The sequence below is a fragment of the Streptomyces sp. NPDC101152 genome (assembly GCF_044768275.1).
GTDB lineage: Bacteria > Actinomycetota > Actinomycetes > Streptomycetales > Streptomycetaceae > Streptomyces.
The window spans coordinates 1-23068 of sequence record NZ_JBIWPO010000011.1; the positions used below are offsets into that span (position 1 = coordinate 1).

Annotated in this window: 22 protein-coding genes; 16 read left to right on the top strand and 6 right to left on the bottom strand. The window is 72.3% G+C overall.

Annotation, left to right across the window (positions count from 1 at the left end):
* The 5 genes from ACIRVK_RS16950 to ACIRVK_RS16970 form a co-directional block, all read left to right on the top strand.
* On the top strand, positions 1 to 372 hold a 372-nt coding region (locus ACIRVK_RS16950; RefSeq protein WP_404247628.1), incomplete at its 5' end, for a DUF3459 domain-containing protein.
* Positions 373 to 397: 25 nt separating this feature from the next.
* Positions 398 to 2122, top strand: coding sequence for a maltose alpha-D-glucosyltransferase (gene treS, locus ACIRVK_RS16955; RefSeq protein WP_404247630.1), 1725 nt, complete (start codon positions 398 to 400; stop codon positions 2120 to 2122).
* Between the two features lie 35 nt (positions 2123 to 2157).
* Positions 2158 to 3519, top strand: coding sequence for a maltokinase (locus ACIRVK_RS16960; protein ID WP_404247632.1), 1362 nt, complete (start codon positions 2158 to 2160; stop codon positions 3517 to 3519).
* A gap of 4 nt (positions 3520 to 3523) precedes the next feature.
* Entirely contained in the window at positions 3524 to 5728 is a 2205-nt protein-coding gene (gene glgB, locus ACIRVK_RS16965) for a 1,4-alpha-glucan branching enzyme (protein WP_404247634.1), read from the top strand.
* A gap of 60 nt (positions 5729 to 5788) precedes the next feature.
* Positions 5789 to 6880 (top strand): glutamate--cysteine ligase, encoded by a 1092-nt coding sequence (locus ACIRVK_RS16970; protein WP_404247636.1) that lies wholly within the window; start codon positions 5789 to 5791, stop codon positions 6878 to 6880.
* A 12-nt stretch (positions 6881 to 6892) separates the two neighbouring features.
* Here ACIRVK_RS16970 and ACIRVK_RS16975 read toward each other — a convergent pair whose 3' ends face one another.
* The gene (locus tag ACIRVK_RS16975) at positions 6893 to 7126 is read right to left on the bottom strand and encodes a DUF6480 family protein (protein WP_404247638.1); all 234 of its coding nucleotides are present in this window, start codon (positions 7124 to 7126) and stop codon (positions 6893 to 6895) included.
* A 153-nt stretch (positions 7127 to 7279) separates the two neighbouring features.
* Between ACIRVK_RS16975 and ACIRVK_RS16980 the strand changes: the two genes are divergently transcribed.
* Entirely contained in the window at positions 7280 to 9187 is a 1908-nt protein-coding gene (locus ACIRVK_RS16980; protein ID WP_404247640.1) for an AMP-dependent synthetase/ligase, read from the top strand.
* A gap of 79 nt (positions 9188 to 9266) precedes the next feature.
* Entirely contained in the window at positions 9267 to 9701 is a 435-nt protein-coding gene (locus ACIRVK_RS16985; RefSeq protein WP_404247642.1) for an ATP-binding protein, read from the top strand.
* A 22-nt stretch (positions 9702 to 9723) separates the two neighbouring features.
* Here the strand turns inward: ACIRVK_RS16985 and ACIRVK_RS16990 are convergent, their stop codons facing one another.
* The gene (locus ACIRVK_RS16990) at positions 9724 to 10140 is read right to left on the bottom strand and encodes an ATP-binding protein (protein ID WP_404247644.1); all 417 of its coding nucleotides are present in this window, start codon (positions 10138 to 10140) and stop codon (positions 9724 to 9726) included.
* A 322-nt stretch (positions 10141 to 10462) separates the two neighbouring features.
* Between ACIRVK_RS16990 and ACIRVK_RS16995 the strand changes: the two genes are divergently transcribed.
* Positions 10463 to 10837 (top strand): STAS domain-containing protein, encoded by a 375-nt coding sequence (locus tag ACIRVK_RS16995; RefSeq protein WP_404247645.1) that lies wholly within the window; start codon positions 10463 to 10465, stop codon positions 10835 to 10837.
* A gap of 82 nt (positions 10838 to 10919) precedes the next feature.
* Here ACIRVK_RS16995 and ACIRVK_RS17000 read toward each other — a convergent pair whose 3' ends face one another.
* Entirely contained in the window at positions 10920 to 11396 is a 477-nt protein-coding gene (locus ACIRVK_RS17000; RefSeq protein WP_404247647.1) for a MarR family winged helix-turn-helix transcriptional regulator, read from the bottom strand.
* Positions 11397 to 11538: 142 nt separating this feature from the next.
* Between ACIRVK_RS17000 and ACIRVK_RS17005 the strand changes: the two genes are divergently transcribed.
* The 8 genes from ACIRVK_RS17005 to ACIRVK_RS17040 all read left to right on the top strand — a co-directional run bounded on the left by ACIRVK_RS17005 (position 11539) and on the right by ACIRVK_RS17040 (position 21313).
* Positions 11539 to 12699: a PP2C family protein-serine/threonine phosphatase gene (locus ACIRVK_RS17005; protein WP_404247649.1), complete on the top strand. Its 1161-nt coding sequence runs from the start codon at positions 11539 to 11541 to the stop codon at positions 12697 to 12699.
* Positions 12700 to 12927: 228 nt separating this feature from the next.
* Entirely contained in the window at positions 12928 to 13833 is a 906-nt protein-coding gene (locus ACIRVK_RS17010; RefSeq protein ID WP_404247651.1) for an STAS domain-containing protein, read from the top strand.
* The gene (locus ACIRVK_RS17015; RefSeq protein ID WP_404247653.1) at positions 13823 to 14239 is read left to right on the top strand and encodes an STAS domain-containing protein; all 417 of its coding nucleotides are present in this window, start codon (positions 13823 to 13825) and stop codon (positions 14237 to 14239) included. The genes ACIRVK_RS17010 and ACIRVK_RS17015 overlap by 11 nt, the downstream gene beginning before the upstream one ends.
* Entirely contained in the window at positions 14239 to 14679 is a 441-nt protein-coding gene (locus ACIRVK_RS17020) for an anti-sigma regulatory factor (RefSeq protein WP_404247655.1), read from the top strand. The genes ACIRVK_RS17015 and ACIRVK_RS17020 overlap by 1 nt, the downstream gene beginning before the upstream one ends.
* Positions 14679 to 15728, top strand: coding sequence for a SpoIIE family protein phosphatase (locus ACIRVK_RS17025; RefSeq protein ID WP_404247657.1), 1050 nt, complete (start codon positions 14679 to 14681; stop codon positions 15726 to 15728). Before ACIRVK_RS17020 ends, ACIRVK_RS17025 begins: the two co-directional genes overlap by 1 nt.
* Entirely contained in the window at positions 15725 to 17449 is a 1725-nt protein-coding gene (locus ACIRVK_RS17030) for a PP2C family protein-serine/threonine phosphatase (protein ID WP_404247659.1), read from the top strand. Before ACIRVK_RS17025 ends, ACIRVK_RS17030 begins: the two co-directional genes overlap by 4 nt.
* Before the next feature lie 165 nt (positions 17450 to 17614).
* Positions 17615 to 18991, top strand: a complete 1377-nt coding sequence (locus ACIRVK_RS17035) for an NAD(P)/FAD-dependent oxidoreductase (protein WP_404247661.1) — start codon at positions 17615 to 17617, stop codon at positions 18989 to 18991.
* Between the two features lie 78 nt (positions 18992 to 19069).
* Entirely contained in the window at positions 19070 to 21313 is a 2244-nt protein-coding gene (locus tag ACIRVK_RS17040) for an FUSC family protein (protein ID WP_404247663.1), read from the top strand.
* A 10-nt stretch (positions 21314 to 21323) separates the two neighbouring features.
* Here the strand turns inward: ACIRVK_RS17040 and ACIRVK_RS17045 are convergent, their stop codons facing one another.
* From ACIRVK_RS17045 to ACIRVK_RS17055, 3 genes are all read right to left on the bottom strand, one after another.
* Positions 21324 to 21755 carry a hypothetical protein gene (locus ACIRVK_RS17045; RefSeq protein ID WP_404247665.1) on the bottom strand — a complete coding sequence of 144 codons (432 nt, stop codon included), beginning with the start codon at positions 21753 to 21755 and terminating at the stop codon, positions 21324 to 21326.
* A gap of 28 nt (positions 21756 to 21783) precedes the next feature.
* Positions 21784 to 22632, bottom strand: a complete 849-nt coding sequence (locus ACIRVK_RS17050; RefSeq protein WP_404247666.1) for a DUF1206 domain-containing protein — start codon at positions 22630 to 22632, stop codon at positions 21784 to 21786.
* Positions 22633 to 22813: 181 nt separating this feature from the next.
* Entirely contained in the window at positions 22814 to 23056 is a 243-nt protein-coding gene (locus tag ACIRVK_RS17055; RefSeq protein WP_404247668.1) for a DUF5133 domain-containing protein, read from the bottom strand.
* Positions 23057 to 23068 lie beyond the last annotated feature (12 nt).

The window sequence follows — 23068 nt, forward strand, 5'->3', positions numbered from 1 at the left end:
ACCGCCGAACGCGAGGGCCGCACCATCACCCCCCTCATCACCCAACTCAACGCCATCAGAAGGCGCCACCCCGCCCTGCGGCAGCTGCGCAACCTCCGTTTCCACCACACCGACAACGACATGGTCCTGGCGTACAGCAAGACCACGGACCGGGACACCGTCCTCGTCGTCGTCAACCTGGATCCGCACCACACCCAGGAGGCCACGGTCTCGTTGGACATGCCGCAACTCGGTCTGGAGTGGCACACCTTCCTGTCCGCGCACGACGAACTGACGGGTGAGACCTATCACTGGGGCAGGAACAACTATGTGCGCCTGGAGCCCGGGCGCTCTCCGGCACACGTGCTCCACATCCAGCGGTCGTCCACGTAGCCATTGATCGGAGGGTCACAGCGTCATGACTGTCAACCAGCCCGTCCCGGACACCTTTGAGGACACTCCCGCCAAGGACCGGGACCCGGAGTGGTTCAAGCGCGCGGTGTTCTACGAGGTCCTCGTCCGTTCCTTCCAGGACAGCAACGGCGACGGCGTCGGCGACCTCAAGGGCCTGACCGCCAAACTGGACTACCTCCAGTGGCTGGGCGTCGACTGCCTGTGGCTGCCGCCGTTCTTCAAGTCACCGCTCCGGGACGGCGGCTACGACGTCTCGGACTACACCGCCGTCCTGCCCGAGTTCGGCGACCTCGCCGACTTCGTGGAGTTCGTGGACGCCGCCCACCAGCGCGGCATGCGCGTGATCATCGACTTCGTCATGAACCACACCAGCGACCAGCACCCGTGGTTCCAGGAGTCCCGCAAGGATCCCGACGGCCCGTACGGCGACTACTACATGTGGGCCGACGACGACAAGCAGTACCCGGACGCCCGGATCATCTTCATCGACACCGAGGCCTCCAACTGGACCTTCGACCCGGTGCGGGAACAGTACTTCTTCCATCGGTTCTTCTCCCACCAGCCGGACCTCAACTACGAGAACCCGGCCGTGCAGGAGGAGATCCTGGCCGCCCTCCGCTTCTGGCTGGACCTGGGCATCGACGGCTTCCGCCTCGACGCCGTGCCCTATCTGTACGCGGCCGAGGACACCAACTGCGAGAACCTCCCGGCCACCCACGAGTTCCTCAAGCGGGTCCGCCGGGAGATCGACCTCCACTACCCGGACACGGTGCTGCTGGCGGAGGCCAACCAGTGGCCCGAGGACGTGGTCGACTACTTCGGCGACTACGAGTCCGGCGGCGACGAGTGCCACATGGCCTTCCACTTCCCGGTCATGCCGCGCATCTTCATGGCCGTGCGCCGCGAGTCCCGCTACCCGGTCTCGGAGATCCTGGCCAAGACCCCCGCCATCCCCGCCAACTGCCAGTGGGGCATCTTCCTGCGCAACCACGACGAGCTGACCCTCGAAATGGTCACCGACGAGGAACGCGACTACATGTGGGCCGAGTACGCCAAGGACCCCCGCATGCGCGCCAACATCGGCATCCGCCGACGGCTGGCCCCCCTCCTCGACAACGACCGCCACTCGATCGAGCTGTTCACCGCGCTGCTGCTCGCCCTGCCGGGCTCGCCGATCCTGTACTACGGCGACGAGATCGGCATGGGCGACAACATCTGGCTCGGCGACCGGGACGCCGTGCGCACGCCGATGCAGTGGACACCGGACCGCAACGCCGGCTTCTCCACCTGCGACCCCGGCCGCCTCACCCTCCCCACGATCATGGACCCGGTCTACGGCTACCAGGTCACCAACGTCGAGGCCTCCATGGCCTCCCCGTCCTCGCTGCTGCACTGGACCCGCCGGATGATCGAGATCCGGAAGCAGAACCCGGCCTTCGGCCTCGGCAGCTACACGGAACTGCAGTCCTCCAACCCGGCGGTCCTGGCCTTCCTGCGCGAGTACGAGGACGACCTGGTGCTCTGCGTGAACAACTTCGCCCGGTTCGCCCAACCCACCGAGCTCGACCTGCGCGAGTTCAGCGGACGCCACCCGGTGGAGCTGTTCGGCGGGGTCCGTTTCCCGGCCATCGGCGAGCTGCCGTACCTGCTGACCCTCGGGGGCCACGGCTTCTACTGGTTCCGGCTCACCCGAGTCGCATCCCGCATCGGCCGACGCCCATCAGCGTGAGCTTCGAGCGTGTGCCGAGGAAAGGACGCGTCACCATGCAGAAGACCGCAACTCCCCGACCGGGCCGTACGGTCGACGCCGGCCCGATGGCCTCGCTCGCCGGGCTGCTGCGCGACTGGCTGCCGCGGCAGCGCTGGTTCGCCGGCAAGGACCGGCCCGTCACGGACCTCGCCCTGGTCTCCATGACAGAGCTGTTCCCGGGCTGTCTGCATCTGCTGGTGCACGCCGGCCACGGTGGCGTGCCCACGCCCGGTGGCACTCCCCCGGCCGGTGACTGCTACCAGCTGGTGCTCGGCGTGCGCCGCCATCCCTCGCCCCGCCTCGGCCGGGCGCTGATCGGCCGCGCGGAGGAGGGACCGCTGGCCGGTCTGACGGTGTTCGACGCGCTCCAGGACCCCCGGTCGGCGCAACTGCTCCTGGAGCGGCTGCGCCGGCCGGGGGCGGCTGGCCCGCTGCGCTTCGAGACCGACCCGTCCCTGGTGGTGCCGAGCGGACTCGTGCCGCGGCTGATGGAGGCCGAGCAGTCCAACACCTCCCTGGTGTACGGCGACGCGTTCATCCTCAAGGTCTTCCGGCGCGTCCAACCGGGCATCAACCCGGACCTGGAGGTGCCCGAGGCGCTGGCCGAACAGGGCTGCCGCCGCGTGCCGGCGCCGGTGGCCTGGTTCCGTACGGTCCATCCGCAGGAGGCCACCCTCGGTGTGCTGCAACCGTTCCTGCGCGACGCCAACGACGGCTGGGCGCTCGCCCTGCGCGCGCTCGCCACCTCGGACCACTTCACCACCCAGGCGCGCCAGTTGGGGCAGGCCACCGCGGAGGTGCACCTCGCGCTGGCCGCCGCCTTCCCGACCGGCACCCACGACGAGAGTGTGCGCACCGCGTCCGCGATGACCGAACGCCTGGACGCCGCCGCCCACGCCGTACCCGCGCTGCGGCCGTACGTGCCCGGGCTGCGCGCCGCCTTCGGCGCGCTGGTCGCCTGCGATCCCGGGCCGCCCGCCCAGCGCATCCACGGCGACCTGCATCTGGGCCAGGTGCTGCGGGCCGGCCGGGACTGGTTCGTCATCGACTTCGAGGGGGAGCCGTCCCGGCCCCTCGCCGAGCGGCGTGCCGCCCAGTCCCCGGTACGGGACATCGCGGGCATGCTGCGCTCCTTCGACTACGCGGCCCGGCAGCGCCGCCCCTGGCGCCCGGAGTGGGCGCGCCGCTGCCGGGAGGCGTTCTGCGCGGGCTACGCGGACCGCGCAGGCTGGGACCCGCGCAAGAAGCACGGCCTGCTGCGCGCCTACGAGACCGACCGGGCCGTGTACGAAGTGCTCTACGAGGCCAGACACCGTCCGGACTGGCTTCCCGTACCGATGGCGGCGATCGAGCGTCTCGCCGTAAGAGGAGGCTGAAGCCGTGGCCCTGCGCGACACCTCGCCCCCCGAGCCCTCCGGCGCGGCGCGCCCGAAGACCGCCCCGCCCCTGGATCCCGGCGACCGCGAACGCCTGCTCTCCGGCCGGCACCACGATCCGCACGCGCTGCTGGGCGCCCACCCGGTGCCCGGCGGCATCGCCGTGCGGGCCCTGCGGCCCTACGCCCGCGCGGTCAGCGTCGTCATGGGCGGCAAGCGCAAGAAGCTGGTCTCGGAAGGCGACGGCCTGTTCTCCGGCGTGCTGCCGCTCGACGAGATCCCCGCCTACACCCTGGCGGTGAGGTACGACGACGGGGAGCACGTGGCCGCCGACCCGTACCGCTTCCTGCCCGCGCTCGGCGAGCTGGACCTGCACCTCATCCGTGAGGGCCGGCACGAGCAGCTGTGGAAGGCGCTGGGTGCCGAGCCGATGACCCATGAGGGCGTGAGGGGCACCCGGTTCACGGTGTGGGCGCCCAATGCCCAGGGGGTGCGGGTCGCCGGGGACTTCACCTGCTGGGACGGAACGGCGCTGCCGATGCGCTCGCTGGGCGCGTCGGGTGTGTGGGAGCTGTTCGTGCCCGGCATCGGCGAGGGCGCCCACTACAAGTTCGAGATCACCTCACGCTACGGCAGCCGTTTCCTCAAGGCCGACCCGATGGCCAGGCGCACGCAGGAGCCGCCCGACACGGCGTCCGTGGTGACGGCCGCGCACCACGAGTGGGGCGACGCGCAGTGGATGGCCCGGCGCGGCCGGACACCGGTGCACGAGGCGCCGTTCTCCGTCTACGAGGTCCATCTTCCGTCCTGGCGCTCAGGATTGACGTATCGGCAGCTCGCCGAGCAGCTTCCCGCCTACGTCAAGGACCTCGGCTTCACCCACGTCGAGCTGATGCCGGTCGCCGAGCACCCCTACGGCCCGTCCTGGGGCTACCAGGTCACCTCCTACTACGCGCCGACCGCGCGCCTCGGCAGCCCGGACGACTTCCGGTACCTGATCGACGCCCTGCACCGGGCCGGCATCGGGGTGATCATGGACTGGGTGCCCGCGCACTTCCCCAAGGACGACTGGGCGCTGGCCCGCTTCGACGGGGACCCGCTGTACGAACCCGGGGACTCGCGGCGCGCCGAGCACCCGGACTGGGGGACGTACGAGTTCGACTTCGGGCGCATCGAGGTGCGCAACTTCCTGGTGGCGAACGCCGTCTACTGGTGCGAGGAGTTCCACATCGACGGGCTGCGCGTGGACGCCGTCGCCTCGATGCTCTACCTCGACTACTCGCGTGACTCCGGGCAGTGGTCGCCGAACGTGTTCGGCGGCCGCGAGGACCTCGACGCGGTGGCGTTCCTGCAGGAGATGAACGCGACCGTGTACCGGCGGGCGCCCGGTGTGGTCACCATCGCCGAGGAGTCGACCGCGTGGGACGGCGTGACGCGCCCCACCGACAGCGGCGGCCTCGGGTTCGGCCTGAAGTGGAACATGGGCTGGATGCACGACTCGCTCGGCTACATGGTGCACGAGCCGGTGCACCGCAAGTACCACCACAACGAGATGACGTTCTCGATGGTGTACGCGTACAGCGAGAACTACGTCCTGCCGATCTCCCACGACGAGGTCGTCCACGGCAAGCAGGCGCTGGTGTCGAAGATGCCCGGCGACTGGTGGCAGCGGCGGGCCGACCACCGCGCGTACCTGGGTTTCATGTGGGCCCACCCGGGCAAGCAACTGCTGTTCATGGGACAGGAGTTCGCGCAGGGCGCGGAGTGGTCGGAGACGCACGGCCCGGACTGGTGGCTGCTCGACCCCGGTTACAGCGCCGAGCCCGATCACCGGGGCGTCCGCGACCTGGTCCGCGACCTCAACACCGTCTACCGCCACACGCCGGCCCTGTGGCAACGGGACACCGACCCGGGCGGTTTCCGGTGGGTGCTGGGCGACGCGGCCGAGGACAACGTCTTCGCCTTCCTGCGGTTCGCCGCCGACGGCAGCCCGCTGCTGGCCGTCTCCAACTTCTCCCCGGTCGTGCGCCACGACTACCGCCTCCACGTCGGCGAGGAGGTCCCCGTGTGGCGCGAGACCCTCAACACGGACGCCGCCCGCTACGGCGGCGGGGACGTCGTCAACGCGGACGACCTCAAGCCCGAGGAGGGGCGGATCACGCTCACGCTGCCGCCGCTCGCCACCGTCTGGTTCACACCGTTGCAGTGACGGTCGGCGGGGTACTCGATGGCGTCGGAACGGTGGCGATGTCATGGAGAGGCGGCCTAGGTGCGGACCGTCGGTGTGGAGGAGGAGCTCCTTCTGGTGGACCCCGAGACCGGTGAGCCGAGGGCGTTGTCCGCCGCGGTGCTCGCCCGTGCGGAGCACGACAGCACGGACGAGGGGGTGTTCGAGAAGGAGCTCTACGGCCAGATGCTGGAGTTCGCCACGCATCCGCAGGCCGACATGGGAGATCTGAGCGCGGAGATCGTCCGCTGCCGCAAGGAGGCCGCCCGGCACGCCGGGGAGATCGGCTGCACGGTGGCCGCACTCGCCACCTCCCCGCTGCCCCTCAGCTCGACCGTGGGCGCGGGCAGCCGGTACCAGTGGATGGCGCGGCAGTACGGCCTCGCCCCGCAGGAACCGCTTCTCGTGTGCGGCTGCCATGTCCATGTGAACGTCGACTCCGACGAGGAGGGCGTCGCCGTCCTCGACCGCGTCCGGCCCTGGCTGTCGGTGCTGGCGGCGCTCAGCGCCAACTCCCCCTTCTGGCAGGGCCGGGACACCGGGTACGCCGGCTACCGCAGCCGGGTCTGGCAGCGCTGGCCGTCCGCCGGGCCGACCGAGGTGTTCGGGTCGGCCGAGCGCTATCACCGGCGGGTGGCCGACATGGTGGCGAGCGGAGTGATCCTCGACGAGGGGATGGTCTACTTCGACGCCCGGCTCGCCCAGCGGTACCCGACGGTGGAGATCCGGGTCGCCGACGTGTGTCTGCACGCCGACACGGCCGTCCTCGTCGCGCTGCTCGCCCGGGGGCTGGTGGAGACAGCGGCACGGGAGTGGCGCGCCGGAGTCGAGCCGACAGACCACAGCGTCAGCCTGCTGCGGCTGGCCGCCTGGCGGGCCTCCCGCTCCGGGCTGGAGGAGGAGCTGCTGCACCCGGCGACCATGCGCCGGCTGCCCGCCGAGACCGTGGTGGCCGGCCTGCTGGACCATGTCGGGCAGGCCCTCGCCGAGACCGGCGACCTGGAGCGTGCCCGCACGGCGTGCGACCGGTTGCTGGACGGCGGGACCGGGGCGGCCGTCCAGCGCCGGCTGCTCGAGGAGACCGGCAGCCTGCACGACGTCGTCACCGCCTGCGCCCGTCACACGCAGACGTGACACGGACCCGGCTCAGAAGATCATCGTGAGGGCGAACGCCAGGAAGCCCGCGGCGATCACCACGACCAGGATCAGGATCAGGGCCAGCGGCGCCTTCGCCCAGCCCTTGGTCGGGTTGTGCGTCTCGCGCGGCCCCGCCTCCGGCATGCTGCTCTCCGCGGGCGGGGTCTCGCCGGGCGGCACGCCGCCGCCGGGCTCGAGGCCGGTGGTGCGCTCGGGTTCCGGATCGGGACTGACGTAACTCATGCCCTCCGAGTCCCCCCGAGGAGGCGAGATCATCACGGCTGCGCAACTTCGCTCGTTCCGGTCACCATCCGCACGCACCTGGGCTAGATTCGAGCACCGCCGACAACGGAAACCGTCGACGGTGTCACCCTCCGTACACTGCAGGAGCAGCGCATGCGCAACGTGGCCCTCGCTCCCCCCTCCGTCGCGCCCCTGACCGGTGGACTGGCCGACAGCATCTTCGACACCGCGGCCGCGAGCCCCACGCTCCCCCTCCTCGCGCGACGCGTGGACCCCGCCTCCACCGCCTGGGAGGAGGTGACGGCCGTGGAGGTGCGGGACGAGGTCGTGGACCTGGCCAAGGGCCTGATCGCGTCCGGGATCTCCCCGGGCCACCGCGTCGCGATCATGGCGCGCACCCGGTACGAGTGGACGGTGCTCAGCCACGCGCTGTGGGCGGTGGGCGCCGAGGTCGTCCCGATCTACCCGACGGCCTCGCGCGACCAGGTGGAGTGGATGCTGCGCGACTCCGGCTGCGTGGCCGTGGTGGTGGAGGACGAGCAGGCCGTGATGACGGTCGGCTCGGTGTGCGGGTCGCTGTCGGGCCTGCGGCACGTCTGGCAGCTGGACGCGGGGGCGCTGCGCGAACTCGCCCAGCGGGGCCGGTTCATCCCGCTGACCACGGTCGACTCGCTGCGCCGCATCGTGCTGCCCGACTCCACCGCGGCCGTCACCTACACCTCCGGCACCACGGGCCGCCCGCTGGGCTGCGCCCTGACCCACCGCAACCTGGCGAGTCCCTGCGACACCCTGCTCGCGGGCTGGGGCCACACCGTGCTGCCGCCGGACGGCGGGCAGGCGTCGGTGCTCGCCTTCCTGCCCTTCTCCCATGTGTACGGGCTGCTGGTGCAGAGCCTGTGCATCCGTGGCGGCATGCTGATGGCCCACGAGCCCGACCTGAGCGAACAGGCCCTGGCGGCGGGTCTGCGTTCCTTCCGCCCCACGTACCTGTGCGCCGTTCCCTCCCTGCTGGAGAAGTTCTACAAGAACTTCCTGCGCGCCGCCCAGGAAGGGGGCCGCGGGGCGCTGTTCGAGCGGGCCGCGGACACCGCGCGGGACTTCGCGGCGGCCCTGGAGCGGCAACGCCTGGGCGGCGGTTCCGGTCCGGGGTTCGATCTGCGGCTGCAGCACGCCCTGTACGAGCGGACGGTGTACCGCAAGCTGCGTGCCGCGCTCGGCGGCAGGGTCGTCCGGGCGACGTCCGGCGGCTCGCCGCTCAGCCGCGAGATGTCCCTGTTCTACGAGGGGATCGGCGTCTACGTGAACGACGGCTACGGCCTCACCGAGGCCGCCGGCGGCGTCACCGCGCAGCCGCTCGGCCGGGAGATGTCGGGCACGGTCGGGCAGGCGTTGCCGGGCAACGACATCATGGTGGCCGACGACGGGGAGATCCTGGTCCGCGGCCCGTCGGTGTTCCAGGGGTACATCAACGACGAGGCGGCGACGCGGGCCGCCCTGCGCGGCGGCTGGCTGGCCACCGGGGACCTGGGACGGCTGGACTCGGACGGCTATCTGACGATCACCGGCCGCAAGAAGGACATCATCGTCACCAGCAGCGGCAAGAACGTCGCGCCGGCCGCCCTGGAGCAGCGGCTGCGGATGCACCCGCTGATCCACCAGGCGGTCGTCGTCGGCGACAACCGCCCCTGCGTGGGCGCCCTGATCACCCTGGATCCGCAGTTCCTGGCGTACTGGCGCGGCTCCCTGGCGCTGCAGAGCGACGCGCCGAGCCGGGAGGCCCGCGAGGAGAACGCGCTGCGCGAGGAGCTCGGGCGCGCGGTGGCCGCGGCCAACAGCGCCGTCTCCCGCTCGGAGTCGATCCGGGTGTTCCGGGTGCTGCCCGAGCCGTTCGACGTGACCAACGGGATGCTCACCCCGTCCATGAAGCTGCGGCGGGACGCGATCGTCAGGCACTACGCTTTCGAGATCGACGCGATGTACCAGGCACGTGCCCGGCCACCGCGGCAGACCGTGCCCGACGAGCTCTCCAGCTGGGACGAGGCGGACAACGTGTTCCGTTGAGCCGCACTCGGGAACCAGGGAGGGGTAGGCACAGCCGAGCGAGAACGACGGCCCCCGGGCCATCGGGCGGGAAGGCGACATGTCGACCGAGCGGCGTTGGGACAGAAGTCTCCCTTCGGGGCACCTTCCGGAGAGGGTGACGAGCTTCCCCGGGGAGGTGCACAACGTGACGGACGCCCGCCTGGACGCGGAGCAGTTCCTGGAGGACCTCACACAGGTGTCGCCACCGGCGACGCCGGAGCACTGGGACGACATCCTCCTGGTCGTCACGGAGCTCGCCGCCAACGCCGTCCAGTACGCGCCGGGACCCTTCGAGCTGAGGCTGCGGCAGACCTTCGACGGCGTGCACGTGGTCATGCACGACACGAGCACCACTCCGCCCGCCCCGCGGCCCTTCCGTCCCGACGGCGGTGGCGGCGGGGTCGGCTGGCATCTGATCCACACCCTCTGCGACCAGGTCAGCGTCACCACCACCGACAGCGGCAAGGACATCCATGTCTTCCTGCCGTGGTGAGCGGATGCCCGGGGGCTGAGGTTCAGGCCGGCTGTCCGGCGTTCGGGAGGCCGTTCTGCGCGGCCCGCAGCGGGACCAGCACGCTGATCGTCTTGCCGCCCTCGGGGCGGGCGTCGATGGTGATCTCGCGGGCCAGGCGCATGACCAGCGGCCAGCCGTAGCCGTTGCCGCGGTGCCTGGACGGCAGGGCTCCGGAGCCGTACGCGACGGCGGGCACCACGTCGCTGTTGTCGTGCACGGCCAGGCGCAGGCCGTCCGGCGTGGGGAGGATCTCCAGTCCGGCCAGACCGTCGCCGTGCCGGATCGCGTTGGTGACGAGCTCGGAGACCACCAGGAGCAGATCGATGACGTCCTCCTCGCGTGCGACGCGGTCCGGCGAGTCCCACTGCTCGCGCACCACCGAGCGCGCGTGGGCGCGCGCCGCCGCCGCGGTCGTCACCCGCGGGCTCACCGCTGTGTCGACGTCGTGGTTCCGGTCATCCCGAACCGCCTTGTGATGCTCTGATCGCCACACGCACGCTGCTTCCTTCCGAACCGGGGCCGGGTCACGGCCGTGTGCTTCACAGCGGATACCCGGCGCGACGGCCCGCATGCTGCGACGAGCCCCGTCACGCGGGGGCACCTGTGAGTACGTCGGGCGGGCGCATGCCGGAGGGGTTCAGGGGTAACCGCGCATGCGGCTGGCGCAACTCGGGTGCGTCGAATCCGCACATGTGGGTAACCAGCCTGGCCGTAGCCATCGTTGTTCGTCGGAGGTAGTCGTGTCCATTGCCCACAACCCCTTGTCCGTCGAGGTCAGCCTGCCCGGTGAGGACGTGGCCCTGGTCACGGTGAAGGGCTACCTGGACGTCGACACCGCCACGGAGTTCCAGCACCACCTGGCCAACCAGTTGCATCACGGGCGACGGCACTTCCTGCTGGATCTCACCGACGTGCCGTTCATGGACTCGTCCGGGATGAACATCATCCTGCGCGTCTACCAGGAGGCCCGCGAGCTCCCCGGAAGTGTGCACATCATCTCCCCCGTGCCCGCCGTACGGCGGATTCTGGACCTCACCGGGGTGAGCATCACCGTGCCGGTCTCGGAGAGCGTCGAGGAGGCGCTCACCCGTGTCGACCAGGCACGCGGCCAATGACGGTTGTCGTTTGACAACTGTGCGGTCAGGCCAACAGAGTGAGCGCGACCGGTGCTCGGAAGGGATCAGGAATGAGCCGGTGTCAGGCGGTACGGGCGGCGGGCTCGCCGTCCTCGTGGATCTGTGCCGCCGCGGCCGCGCAGAAGGCCTCCAGGCCCGACAGCAGCGAGGTCCGCTGGGCGGCCGGCATCTGTTCGAGGACGGACTGCAGCGCGCTCTCCCGGCGCAGCCGCAGTCCCGTGAGAAAGGCCCTGCCGTGCCGGCTCAGATGAAGCTCCAGCTCGCGCCGGTTCGCGGCCGGCGTTTTGCGCTCCACGAACCCGACGGCCTGCAGACGGTCGCAGAGCCGGCTGGTCGAGGGCGGTGTGGAGCCCAGCGCGTCCGCGAGGGTGCGCAGGTTGATGCCCTCGTTGTGTTCCAGGATGAACAGGACACGGAGTTGGGAGGCGGAGACCGGTGCGGTGGAGGCCCTGCCCCACAGCACCTCCAGCAACTCGGCCGCCCTGGCGGTCACACGCGCCGCCTCGTGGGGCTGCGGGCGCGGGAGTGGGGTCGTCACCCTGACACTCTGACAGGCTTCCCGATCGCTGTCAGCCCGCCCCGGGCGTGCACCCGGCTGAACACAAGGAACGGATGCCGTCGTCCCGCGGGGACGGCGGCGACTGGCACGGAATGGTGTGACGGAGAAGGTGAACAGACTCATGGCCGCCGAGCGCGCCCTGCGCTCGGCGGCTCCGCACCGGTTGGCGAGAACCGTCCGCGAAGTGCTGTGCGGTCACTACGACGCCCAGACCGCGGACTTCTGCATGGCCGACTACGGACTGACCGTGCTGCGGCCCGTGTCCCCGGCGACCGGCCCGCCCCGGGCGGTGCCGCTGCACGACAGTGCGGCCGGACGGGCTTTCGGCGCCCAGCGCCCGGTGGAGGAGGAGGACGAGTCCGGCCGGGTGTGCGTCCATCTGCCGGTGACCGTGCGCGGCGACCGCCTGGGTGTGCTGTCCGTGACGCTGTCACAGCAGGCGCGGGCGGAGACCGACCTGGCCGAACTCGCCGAACTGGCCCAGATCCTCGGGCACGAGGTGGTCGTCGCCGAACGCCACACCGACGTGTACGCGCAGGCTCGGCGCACCGACCGGCTCACCCTTGCCGCGGAGATGCAGTGGCAGCTGCTGCCGGCCCGCTCCAGCGCCCGGGCCGAGTACGCCCTGGGTGCCCAGCTGGAGCCCGCCTACGCGATCTTCGGGGACAACTTCGACTGGTCGGAGTCGGCCGACCGGCTGCTGCTGTACATCACCAACGGCATGGGCGAGGGCATCGAGGCGTCCCTGCTGACGAGTCTCGGCATCAACGCGCTGCGCAACGCGCGGCGTGCGGGCCTGCCCATAGCCGATCAGGCGGCCCTCGCCGACCAGGCGATCCACGCCCAGTACCGGGGTGCGGCCCATCTGTCCGTGTTGCTGGTGGACCTCGAACTGGCCACCGGCCGGATGCTGGTGGTGGACGCCGGATCGCCGCGGATGCTGCGCCTGTCGGAAGGGGCCGTGACGGCCGTCGACTTCGAGGAGCAGCTGCCGCTGGGCATGTTCGAGGAGACCGACTACACCACCCAGGAGTTCCAGCTGCGGCCGGGCGACCGGCTGCTGTTCGTCAGCGACGGCGTCCACGCCGTCACCGCGCCGGGCGGCGAGGCGTACGGGCGGCGGGCGCTGGCCCGGGCGCTCACGGCGACGCGGCTGCTGCCCGCCGCCGACGTGCCGGCCGCGGTCCTGCGGGAGCTCCGCGCCCACCGCGGCGGTCCCGAGCCGGACGACGACGCTCTGGTGGCGTGTCTCGACTGGTACGGCAAGCAGCCCACACGGTAGGGGTCCGTCCGCGGGCCGCCCGGACTCGAACGGTGCTTCCCCGGTCGTACGCCTGTCAGGCCGACCCGGGCCGGAGCACCACTCGACGGGATCACCCGCCGGGGGCGAGGCCCGGGGCGACCTCGGAACATGACTACAGTTGTCGCCCGGCAAGAGTCGCGTCGCCGTGCCCGGGGGGCGGCGGGTACGGCAGGCGCGACGCGGACGACGCGGATGAGGAGTGAGCAGGTGCCGGAGCACGAAACGGCGGAACAGCACGGGTCACCGATACGGGAGGTGGCCGCGTTCCTGGGACGCCGCCGCGAGCAGATCGCCCAGCGGTGGGCCGACGAGGCCCTCTTCCGCGCCGTCTTCACCGTCTCGCGCGACGAGGCCGTGGACGCGGCCCGCACCGTGGTCGACGCGCTGGCCCAGGTGGCCGAGGCGGAGCGGGCGTACGACGCCGACGCCGCGGGGTTCACCGTGGTGCGCGAGCAGCTGGCCCGGATGGGCGCCTCCCGCTCCCGCGCCGGGTTCTCCACGGCACAGGTGTCGAACGAGGTGGACGCCCTGCGCCCGTCGGCGGTGAACCTGCTGGTCGCCGACCTCCCGGACGCGTCGGCCGACCATGTGCGCGAGTGCGCGACGACCCTGACCGTGCTCCTGGGCACGCTGCGGCTGGTCGTCCTGGACACGGCCCTGAACGAGGGGCGGGCGCTCATCGAGCGCCAACAGCTCCAGCTGCTGGAGGTCGCCACCCCCGTCATCAAGCTGTGGGACGGCATCGTGGCCGTACCGCTGATCGGGACCCTCGACAGCGCGCGCAGCCAGGTCGTGATGGAGACGCTGCTGCAGGCCATCGTCGAACAGCACGCTCAGTTCGCGATCCTCGACATCACCGGTGTGCCCACGGTCGACTCGCTGGTGGCACAGCACTTGATGAAGACCGTCGCGGCCGCCCGGCTGATGGGCGCCGAGTGCGTGGTCTCCGGCATCCGTCCGGCGATCGCCCAGACCATCGTCCACCTGGGCCTGGACCTGGGCACGGTGATCACCCGCGCCTCCCTCGCCGACGCGCTGGCGTACGCCCTGCACGAACTGGGCTCCGGGATCATCGCCCCGACGAACGGCGTGGCGGTCCGTGGTGAGCGATGACTTCTACCGTGTTCCCCCGTCGCACGTACCGGTGCTCCGCCTGGGCGACGTGCTGCTGGTCACCCTGCAGGGCGACCTGCAGGACAGCACGGCGCACCAGCTCCAGCAGGAGATCGGGGAGACCATCGCGGCCAGCGGGGTGACCGGGGTCGTCATCGACATCTCCGGGGTCGAGATCGTCGACTCGTTCCTGGCCCGGACGCTGGCGGAGATCGCGGCGAAGTCCTCGCTGCTGGCCGCCCGGACCGTGGTGGCCGGCATGCGGCCGGCGGTCGCGATCACGCTGGTCGAGCTGGGGCTGACCCTGCCCGGGCTGCGGACCGCGCTGAACACCGAGGCGGCCATGGACCTGCTGGCGGGACCGGCCCCGGCGTCCCGTCCGGGCCGGTCCTGGGAGCATCGGTGATGCCGATGTCCGCAGGCGTCGACGCCTGCCTGCCGATCGGCTCCGACATGGACCTGGCGTGGGTGCGGCAGCACGTGCGGCAGGCCGCCGGACGCCTCGGCTTCGGACTGGTCGAGCAGACGAAACTGGTGACCGCCGCCAGCGAGCTGGCCCGCAACACCCTGGTGCACGGCGGCGGCGGCCGCATGGAGTCGGCCCAGGTGACCCGCGGCCATGCCGTGGGGCTCCGGCTGACCTTCTCCGACGAGGGCGCCGGCATCGCCGACCTGGAGCAGGCGCTGAGCGACGGCTACACCTCCGGTGACGGACTCGGCCTCGGGCTCGGCGGCGCACGGCGGCTGGTGCACGAGTTCTCCCTGGAAAGCACCCCCGGAGTCGGCACGACGGTGACGGTGATCTCCTGGGCGACCACACCGCCGCCCCGACGCGAGGAGATCTGATGCCGCGCGTGTGGGACGTCCCCGTCCACGACTCGACCCGGGTGCGCGACGCCCGGGTCGCCGCTGAGCAGGCGGCCGCCCTGGCGGGGCTGGACGCCGAACACGCCGCGGCCGCCTCCCTGGTGTCGACCGAGCTGGCCACCAACCTGGTCAAGCACGCCCGGGGCGGACAGCTCCTCGTCGAGCTCGTGCCGCCCGCCGTACCCGCCGACGCGGCCGTCCCGGCGCGGCTGGTGCAGATCGCGGCGGTCGACCACGGCCCCGGCATCGCCGACGTCGGCGCCGCCCTGAGCGACGGTTTCTCCACGGCCCGTTCCCTGGGCGCGGGTCTGGGCACGTGCCGGCGGGTCGCGGACGACTTCGCGCTGCACAGCGTCCCCGGGCGGGGCACGGTGGCGCTGGCCCGCATCGGGGCCGGCGCACGGACGGGCGGCGCGGCACGCGTACGGGCCGGCGGGCTCAACGTGCCCTTCGAACGGGCGGACCACTCCGGCGACGCCTGGACCTGGGTGCGCGCCGCAGACCGGGCTACGTTGATGCTGGCCGACGGCCTCGGGCACGGGCCGGAGGCGGCGCGCGCCTCGTCCGCCGCGGTGGAGGCCCTGCACCGCACCGCCCACCTCTCCCCCGGCGAATGCCTGCGGCACATCGACACCGCCCTGCGCGGCACCCGCGGGGCGGCCGTCGCCGTCGCCCAGGTGGACACCGCGGCGGGGACGCTCCGGTTCGCCGGCGTCGGCAACATCGGGGCCCGGCTGCGCGAGGGCGACCGCTGGCGTTCCCTGCTCTCGCACCCCGGCATCGTCGGCGTCCACCGGCCCCGGACGCTGCGCGAGGACCGTATGCCGTGGGCGGCCGACCGGATGCTGATCATGCACACCGACGGCCTGCCCAGCAGGTGGATTCCGCCGGCCGAGCCCGGCCTGCTGTCGGCCGATCCGGCCGTCGTCGCGGCGGGAGTGATCCGCGACGCCGGCAGCGCCGCCCGTCCGGTCCGCGACGACACCGCCGTCGCCGTGGTGACCCCGACCCCACCGGAGCACCCATGAAGCGGACGTGGCCGATCGCCACCGTCGGCGACGCGGCCCGTGCCCGGATCGCCGCCGCCCGGATCGCCGCCGCGCACGGCGTCCCGGTCGTCGACCGGACCCGCCTGGCGAGCACGCTCAGCGCCCACCTGCGCCAGTGCCTGACCAAGGGCGGCTCGTGGCGCCTCACGCTCACCGCGACCGCGGCTCCCGCGGGGCAGGGCGTACTGCACGCCGTCGTGACGCCCATGGATCCCGCGGAGTCCGCCGCGCATGCCGCGTGGCAGACCTCCGTGCGCTGCCCCGAGGTGACGGCCGCGGTGGACGGGGGCGGGCCGGCGGACGCCCCGTCGGTGCTGGCGGAGTCCCTGCTCGGCGCGGACGAGGACACTGCCCTCGTCCTGGACAAGCTCGCCGAACAGGAGGAGCTGGTCGCCTTCCTCCGCGAGGAGCTGCACCAGACGAACCAGGGCGTGCTGGCCCTGCACGCGGAGCTGGACGCGGCCGGGCGCGCCCAGCGCGAGGCGTTCGCCGCCGAGCGCAGCGCCCACCAGGAGGCCGAGAGCGCCCGGCGGCGGCTGACGTTCCTGGCGAACGCCAGTGCCGTGCTGACCTCGTCGCTCAACCACGACGAGATCGTGCGCCGGCTTCCCGAACTCCTGGTGCCGGAGTACGCGCGCAGCGTCGACGTCTGGCTCTTCGACGGCGACGACGACCGCCGCCCGCCGGCGCCGCACCCGGCCGCCGCGGTGGTCGCCGCCCGCACCGGCCGCCCCCAGTACGCCGCCCGCACCCCCGGCGGGCTGCCCGGGGTGGACGACCAGCCGCCCTCCGCGCTGGATCCCGAACGGCCTCTGCTGTGCCTGCCGCTGCCCACCCGCCGGGCACCGCTCGGAGTGCTCACCCTGGCACCGCCCACGGACCGCTGGAACGCGGACGACGCGGTCATGCTGATCGAGCTGGCGCGGCGCGCCAGCATCGCGATCGACAACGCCCGCCGCTTCGAGCACAACCGCGACATCGCCGAGACGCTGCAGCGGGCCCTGCTGACGGACCTGCCCAGCGCACCGGGACTGCGGCTGGCCGCCCGCTATCTGCCGGCCACCCACGGCCTGAACATCGGCGGCGACTGGTACGACGCCTTCCGCCAGCCCGACGGCGGACTGATCGCCGTCGTCGGCGACGTCACCGGGCACGGGCTGCACGCGGCCGTGATGATGAGCCAGCTGCGCACCGCGCTGCGCGCCTACGCCGTGGACGGCGCGAGCCCCGGGACGCTGCTGACCCGGCTGCACACCTTCCTGCACCATCTGCAGCCGGATCTGTACGCCACCGCGGTCATCGCCCGCTTCCACCCCGACGACCCGGTCCTCACCTGGGCCGCGGCCGGCCACCCACCGCCGGTGCTGCGCACCCCCGACGGCCGGGTGCACACGCTGGACGCCCGTCCCGGCGCCATGCTGGGCATCCCGCTGACCCAGGAGATCCCCGACCACACCGCTCCCCTGCCGCCCGGCTCCACGCTGGCCCTGTACACCGACGGGCTGGTCGAGCGCCGCGCCCAGGGCATAGACCCCGGCATCGCCCGCCTCGCGACCGCCCTCGGCGGCTTCCACCCGGCCGACCTGGAGCAGAACCTGGAGGACTCGGCCGACCTCATCCTGGACCCCCTGCTCAGCGACTCCGAGCGCGACGACGACGTGTGCCTCCTGCTGTGCCACGTCCCGGAGAGCCTGTCCTAGTTCCTTGCCCCCGTCCCGGTGCGATTCCGCAGCCGGGCGGGCATGGTTGTGCTCGACGCCTCCGTGCACGCCGGATCAGTCTGCGGTGGGATCGATGTGGTGCGGGCAGAGATCCAGGGCATGCGAAGGGCGTCGGTTGCAGACCGCCTGGAGCCGCAGAAAGGGATGAACGACGTGACACGACCCAGGATCCTGGTGGTGGGCGCGGGCTTCGCCGGCGTGGAGTGCGTACGCCGGCTGGAGCGGAAACTCGCGCCGGACGAAGCGGACGTCACGCTGGTGACCCCGTTCGCCTACCAGCTCTATCTGCCGCTGCTGCCCCAGGTCGCCTCCGGTGTGCTGACGCCCCAGTCGATCGCCGTGTCGCTGCGCCGCAGCAGGAAGTACCGCACCCGGATCATCCCGGGCGGAGCCATCGGCGTCGACCTCAAGGCGAAGGTCTGCGTCATCCGGACCATCACCGACCAGATCGTCAACGAGCACTACGACTACATCGTGCTGGCTCCCGGCAGCATCACCCGCACCTTCGACATCCCGGGGCTGACCGAGCACGCCTTCGGGATGAAGACGCTGGCCGAGGCCGCCTACATCCGCGACCACGTGATCTCCCAGCTCGACCTGGCCGACGCCAGCGACGACCCGGCCGAGCGAGCGGCGCGGCTGCAGTTCGTGGTGGTCGGCGGCGGGTACGCCGGCACCGAGACGGCCGCCTGTCTGCAAAAGCTCACCCACGCGGCGGTCAAGCGCTATCCGCGCATCGACCCGGCGCTGATCAAGTGGCATCTCATCGACATCGCCCCGAAGCTGATGCCGGAACTCGGCGACAAGCTGGGCCGCAGCGCGCAGGAGATCCTGAAGCGGCGCGGCATCGACGTCTCGCTGGGCGTCTCCATCGCGAAGGCGGGCCCCGAGGAGGTCACCTTCACCGACGGCCGGGTGGTGCCCACCCGCACCCTGATCTGGACCGCCGGGGTCGTCGCCAGTCCCCTCATCGCCACGCTGGACGCGGAGACGGTCCGGGGGCGGCTCGCGGTCACCGCCGAGATGACCCTGCCCGGCCACGACGGGGTCTTCGCCCTCGGCGACTCGGCCGCGGTGCCCGACCTGGTCAAGGGTCAGCCGGACGCCGTCTGCCCGCCCACCGCCCAGCACGCCATGCGGCAGGGCAAGCAGGTCGCCGACAACGTCATCGCGACCCTGCGCAACCACCCGCTGGCGCCCTACCGCCACAAGGACCTCGGCCTCGTCGTGGACCTCGGTGGCACGGACGCCGTCTCCAAGCCGCTCGGCATCGAACTGCACGGCCTGCCCGCCCAGTTCGCCGCCCGTGGCTACCACTGGGCGGCGCTGCGCACCAATGTGGCCAAGGTCCGCGTGGCGACGAACTGGACGCTCAACGCGATCGCGGGCGACGATTTCGTGCGCACCGGTTTCCAGGCCCGCAAGCCCGCCAAGCTCAAGGACTTCGAGTACACCGACGCTTATCTGAGCCCCGACGAGGTGCGGGCGCACGTCGAGGGAAGCGCGCGCAGGGAGCTGTGACCGGGTGCGTCCGGTGTGCCGGCTTCATGGCATGCTGGGATCCGGATCTTGACGTGAGGCAGGAGTGAGTACGGCGGCGTGAGGGCAGCGCGAGGGTCGGTCAGGGAACGGCTGCGGGATCACGTCGCGGCCTCCGACCCCGGGCTGCTGCGCCTGGCGGCGGGCCTGCGGACCATGGGCGCCATCGCGCTGACGCTGGCCGTGCTCACCCTGCTGCACGCCGACGTGCAGCATCTGGTGGGCGGGGCCATCGCGGCGATGGTCTCCACCTTCGCCATCCGGGAGAAACAGCGGGGCGCCCAGGCGGTCACGCTCGCCCTGGGGCTGCCGGTGGCGCTGGTCTCGGTGTCCCTGGGCGCGCTGCTGCACTCCCGTGTGGTGGCCGGTGACCTCTTCTTCGTCGCGCTCATCTTCTGCGCCGTCTACGCCCGCCGGTTCGGCGACCGGGGCACCGCGCTGGGCCTCATCGGCTTCCAGGTCTACTTCATGTCGCTGTTCGTCGGGGCCACCGTCTCCACACTGCCGCAGCTGTACGGCGTGGTCGCCGTCGCGTTCGCGGCCGGCGCGGCCGTGCGCTTCGTCCTGGTGCCCGAGACCCCGGCGGGGATCCTGGAACGGCTGCGGGACGCCTTCCGCGCCCGCCTGGCCCAGCTGGTGTCGGCACAGGTGGACCTGCTGGACGCCGGGCCGGAGGACATCGACGGGGCTCTGGAGGACGTCCGTGCGGGCACCGCCCGCCTGCACGAGACGGCGATGATGATCCAGGGACGGCTGGAGGAGGGCACCTCCGACGAGGCCGTGGCCCGGCTGGTGCAGCGGCGCGTCGCGGACGCCGAGATCGCCGCCGAACGCCTCGGGCTGCTGCTGCTGACCGCGCGCAGCGCCGAGCGGGCGGACACGCTGACGCTGCACCTGCCGGGTGCGCCCGTCCCGGAGGGCGGCGGGCTGCCCGTGGGGGACGAGGCGACGGCGACGCTGCGCCGGGACCTGGAGGCGTTGCGTGCGCTGGTGCTGCGGCCGGTGTCCGCGCATCCCGGCGCCGGTCTGGTCCAGTTGCGCAACCGGCTGCTCGGCTACCGGGACGAGGAGAACCTGCCCAAGGCCTCCCCCGCCGTCCAGGACGTGTTCCGCGGCATCGGCGAGGCCGCCCGTGCCGTACTGGGGCTGCGGATCGCGCTGGACGGGCCGCAGGACGAATCCGACGACACTCCCTCGACCGCGCGCTCCCGTGAGGAGCTGGACGCCGAGGACGCCGCGATCGACGCCGGCGAGGAGAGCCCCGAGGAGGAGGCGACGGGGCTGCGCAGGCCGACCACGAGGGCGGCGCTGCAGGTCGCCGTGGGGTCCTCGCTGGCGATCGTGGGCGGAGAGTTCCTCTCCAGCCAGCGCTGGTACTGGGCGGTGCTGACCTGCTGGATCGTGTTCATCAACACGTCGTCCACGGGCGAGATCCTGGTCAAGGGATACCGGCGGCTGGTTGGCACCGTCCTCGGTGTGGTCGCCGGGCTGCTGCTCGCCGGGCTGGTCGGGCACCACACCTGGACGGCGTTCGCGCTGGTGCTGCTGTGCGTGTTCGCGATGTTCTACACGGCGCCGCTGTCCTACACGCTGATGTCGTTCTTCGTCACGGCGGCGCTCGGGCTGCTCTACACGCTGCTGCACACCTACAGCCTGTCGGTGCTGGTGCTGCGGGTGGAGGAGACGGCGCTGGGCGCGGCCTGCGGGATCATCGCGGCGGCGTTGGTGCTGCCGGTGCACACGAACCGCCGGACGAACGACCTGCTGGCGACGGTGCTGCAGCGGCTGGGCGAGGTCACCGGGGCCGCCGTCGAGCAGCTCAGCGGCGGGCCGCCGGACGAACTGCTCGGCAAGGCGCGGGACCTGGACCAGGCACTCGCGGACCTGCGTGCCGCGACGCAGCCGCTCACCCACCCGGTGACCCCGATGCGGGCCCGGCGCAACACCGCTCGCTATGTCGTCGCGCTCCTGGAGACCTGCGCTTACCACTCCCGGTCGCTGGCCGCGATGGCAGAGCTGCTGCCCACCCATCCGTCCATCGCCGCCGACCCCCGGCTGCGCGGGGCCGGGCGGCGCATCCTGCGCAACATCGAGGCGATCGCCGCGCGGGTCGCCGACGAGCGCGCACCCGTCGAGGTCGAGACCGGCGCGAGCATCGCCGCGCTCCTGGAGTCGGAGCTGGACGGCGGCTCCCGCTACGGCCGCATCACCGACCGGGTGCTGAGGCATCTGCAGCGGCTCGACGAGGCCGTGGTGGGCCTGGCTCGGCCGCTGAAGGTGCCGGTGGCGCCGCCCAGGCGCTGACGGCGCACCCTCAGAAGTCGGTCGGCAGGCCGCTGACCTCGGCGATGCCGCGCAGCTCCTCGTTCTGGCGGTGCCGTTCCCGGATGTAGTCGGCGATCTCGCCGAGCCGCGCCGGGTCGGCGGCGGTGTCCGCGTCGGTGATCACACGGACCGGGCCGGTCTCGTCGAGGTTGATCTCGACGACCTCGTTGTCCAGCCTGCCGGTGACGGCGGCGGCGATGACCAGGGCGGCCTCGTCGCGGACCTCCTGGGACAGGCCGTCGGTGCGTTCGCCGTCGAGGGCGAAGTCCAGCTCGGGAAGGCGCTGTTCCTCGATCGCGCGCAGGACCGGCTCGACCACGTCGAGCAGCTGGAGATAGTCCTCCGTGTCCATCCGGGTGCGCAGAAGGCCGAGGTACATGTCGACGGGCCGGTGCTCGGGTGGAAACTCGGGTTCGCTCATCCGGTCCGTGTTCCCCGTCCCGCGCGCGTCAGACCCGCCGCCAGCGCGCCAGGGCGAACGAGAACAGCCCGAACAGGACGAGGCCGGTCGCCACGCAGACCAGCAGCCAGGGGCCCAGCGGGGTGTCGGCGAAGGAACGCAGGGTGTCGTCGAGTCCCTTGGCCCGGTCCGGCTTGTAGTCGACGGCCGCACGCACCGCGAAGGCGCCCGCCGCGGCGAACACCAGACCGCGCGCCGCGCCGCCGCCCACGCCGGTGACGTCCACCAGCCGCCGGGCCCAGGGGGTCATCTCGCCGAGTTTGAGTTCGCGGCGGTAGTGGCGCAGTACGGCCCGCGCGCCGACCCACACACCCGCCACGACGACCCCGGCGCCGGCCAGGCCCACCAGCCACTGCCCGCCGGGCAGCGCCAGGGCCCGGGCCGTCACGTCACGGGACCGCGTGTCGCTCGAACCCCCGCCGCCTCCGCCTCCACCGTGCGGGCCGGCCGCGAACCGCAGCACGGAGTAGGCGACGAACACGTAGAAGACACAGCGGGCCGCCGCGAGCAGCCGCTTGCGGGCACTGCGGCCGTCCTTGCCGACGGAGCCGAAGACGGCCTCCGACAGCCGCCACACCGCCATGCCGGCCAGGCCCAGGCCCAGCGCCCACAGCAGGACGGCGCCGAACGGCTGCCGGGCCAGGGTGGCGACGGCGCCACCGCGATCCGCCTGCTGGTGGGTGTCGCCGAAGGCGACCTGCACGGCGAGGACGCCGACGAGCAGGTAGATCACGCCGCGGGCGGCGAGGCCCGCGCGGGCGGCGCCTTCCGTCAGCGAGCCGCGCGCGGCCCGCTCCGCCCCGAGGCGAGTGGTATGTGACATAGCACTGGCATTCATCCAAACCTCCAGCCGTCCGAATGCCCCGGCCCCGGCCGGACACACCGCGGGCCCCGCACGACCGCCCGTGGGCGCCGTGCTCCCCCCGGCGCCGGTGCGCGGGAGGTCGATCTCACGCGGTTGTGCCCGGAGGCGGACCAGTCCGTTTCCGGGCACAACGGGGTGTTGCTCGCCTGTGCGGTCAGTCGGCCAGCGGCGCCGTGGTGCGTGGCTGCCGGTCGGCCGGGGACGCGGCCGCGAGGAGGCGGTGGGCCGCCTCGAGGGCCCGTCTCACGTCGCGGGTGCCGGTCGACACGCACAGCGTGTAGGCCAGGTCCTGCGCGCGTGGGCTCGCCCAGCCGCCACCTGTCTCGGCCTCCTCGGCCCGCAGGGACTCGTACTCCTCGACGAGTTTGCGCAGGAAAGCCGGGTGGGGAATCAGCATCGCTCTCGTTTC

Bases quoted from the DNA above. Each gene is read 5' to 3' on its own strand.
- ACIRVK_RS17005 (WP_404247649.1), top strand. From the start codon at position 11,539: ATGGCCGCCGAGCGCGCCCTGCGCTCGGCGGCTCCGCACCGGTTGGCG.
- ACIRVK_RS17020 (WP_404247655.1), top strand. From the start codon at position 14,239: ATGCCGATGTCCGCAGGCGTCGACGCCTGCCTGCCGATCGGCTCCGAC.
- ACIRVK_RS16980 (WP_404247640.1), top strand. From the start codon at position 7,280: ATGCGCAACGTGGCCCTCGCTCCCCCCTCCGTCGCGCCCCTGACCGGT.
- ACIRVK_RS16985 (WP_404247642.1), top strand. From the start codon at position 9,267: ATGTCGACCGAGCGGCGTTGGGACAGAAGTCTCCCTTCGGGGCACCTT.
- ACIRVK_RS17025 (WP_404247657.1), top strand. From the start codon at position 14,679: ATGCCGCGCGTGTGGGACGTCCCCGTCCACGACTCGACCCGGGTGCGC.
- ACIRVK_RS17035 (WP_404247661.1), top strand. From the start codon at position 17,615: ATGAACGACGTGACACGACCCAGGATCCTGGTGGTGGGCGCGGGCTTC.
- treS (WP_404247630.1), top strand. From the start codon at position 398: ATGACTGTCAACCAGCCCGTCCCGGACACCTTTGAGGACACTCCCGCC.
- ACIRVK_RS16975 (WP_404247638.1), bottom strand. From the start codon at position 7,126: ATGAGTTACGTCAGTCCCGATCCGGAACCCGAGCGCACCACCGGCCTC.
- ACIRVK_RS16960 (WP_404247632.1), top strand. From the start codon at position 2,158: ATGCAGAAGACCGCAACTCCCCGACCGGGCCGTACGGTCGACGCCGGC.
- ACIRVK_RS17050 (WP_404247666.1), bottom strand. From the start codon at position 22,632: ATGAATGCCAGTGCTATGTCACATACCACTCGCCTCGGGGCGGAGCGG.
- ACIRVK_RS17055 (WP_404247668.1), bottom strand. From the start codon at position 23,056: ATGCTGATTCCCCACCCGGCTTTCCTGCGCAAACTCGTCGAGGAGTAC.
- ACIRVK_RS17030 (WP_404247659.1), top strand. From the start codon at position 15,725: ATGAAGCGGACGTGGCCGATCGCCACCGTCGGCGACGCGGCCCGTGCC.
- ACIRVK_RS17045 (WP_404247665.1), bottom strand. From the start codon at position 21,755: ATGAGCGAACCCGAGTTTCCACCCGAGCACCGGCCCGTCGACATGTAC.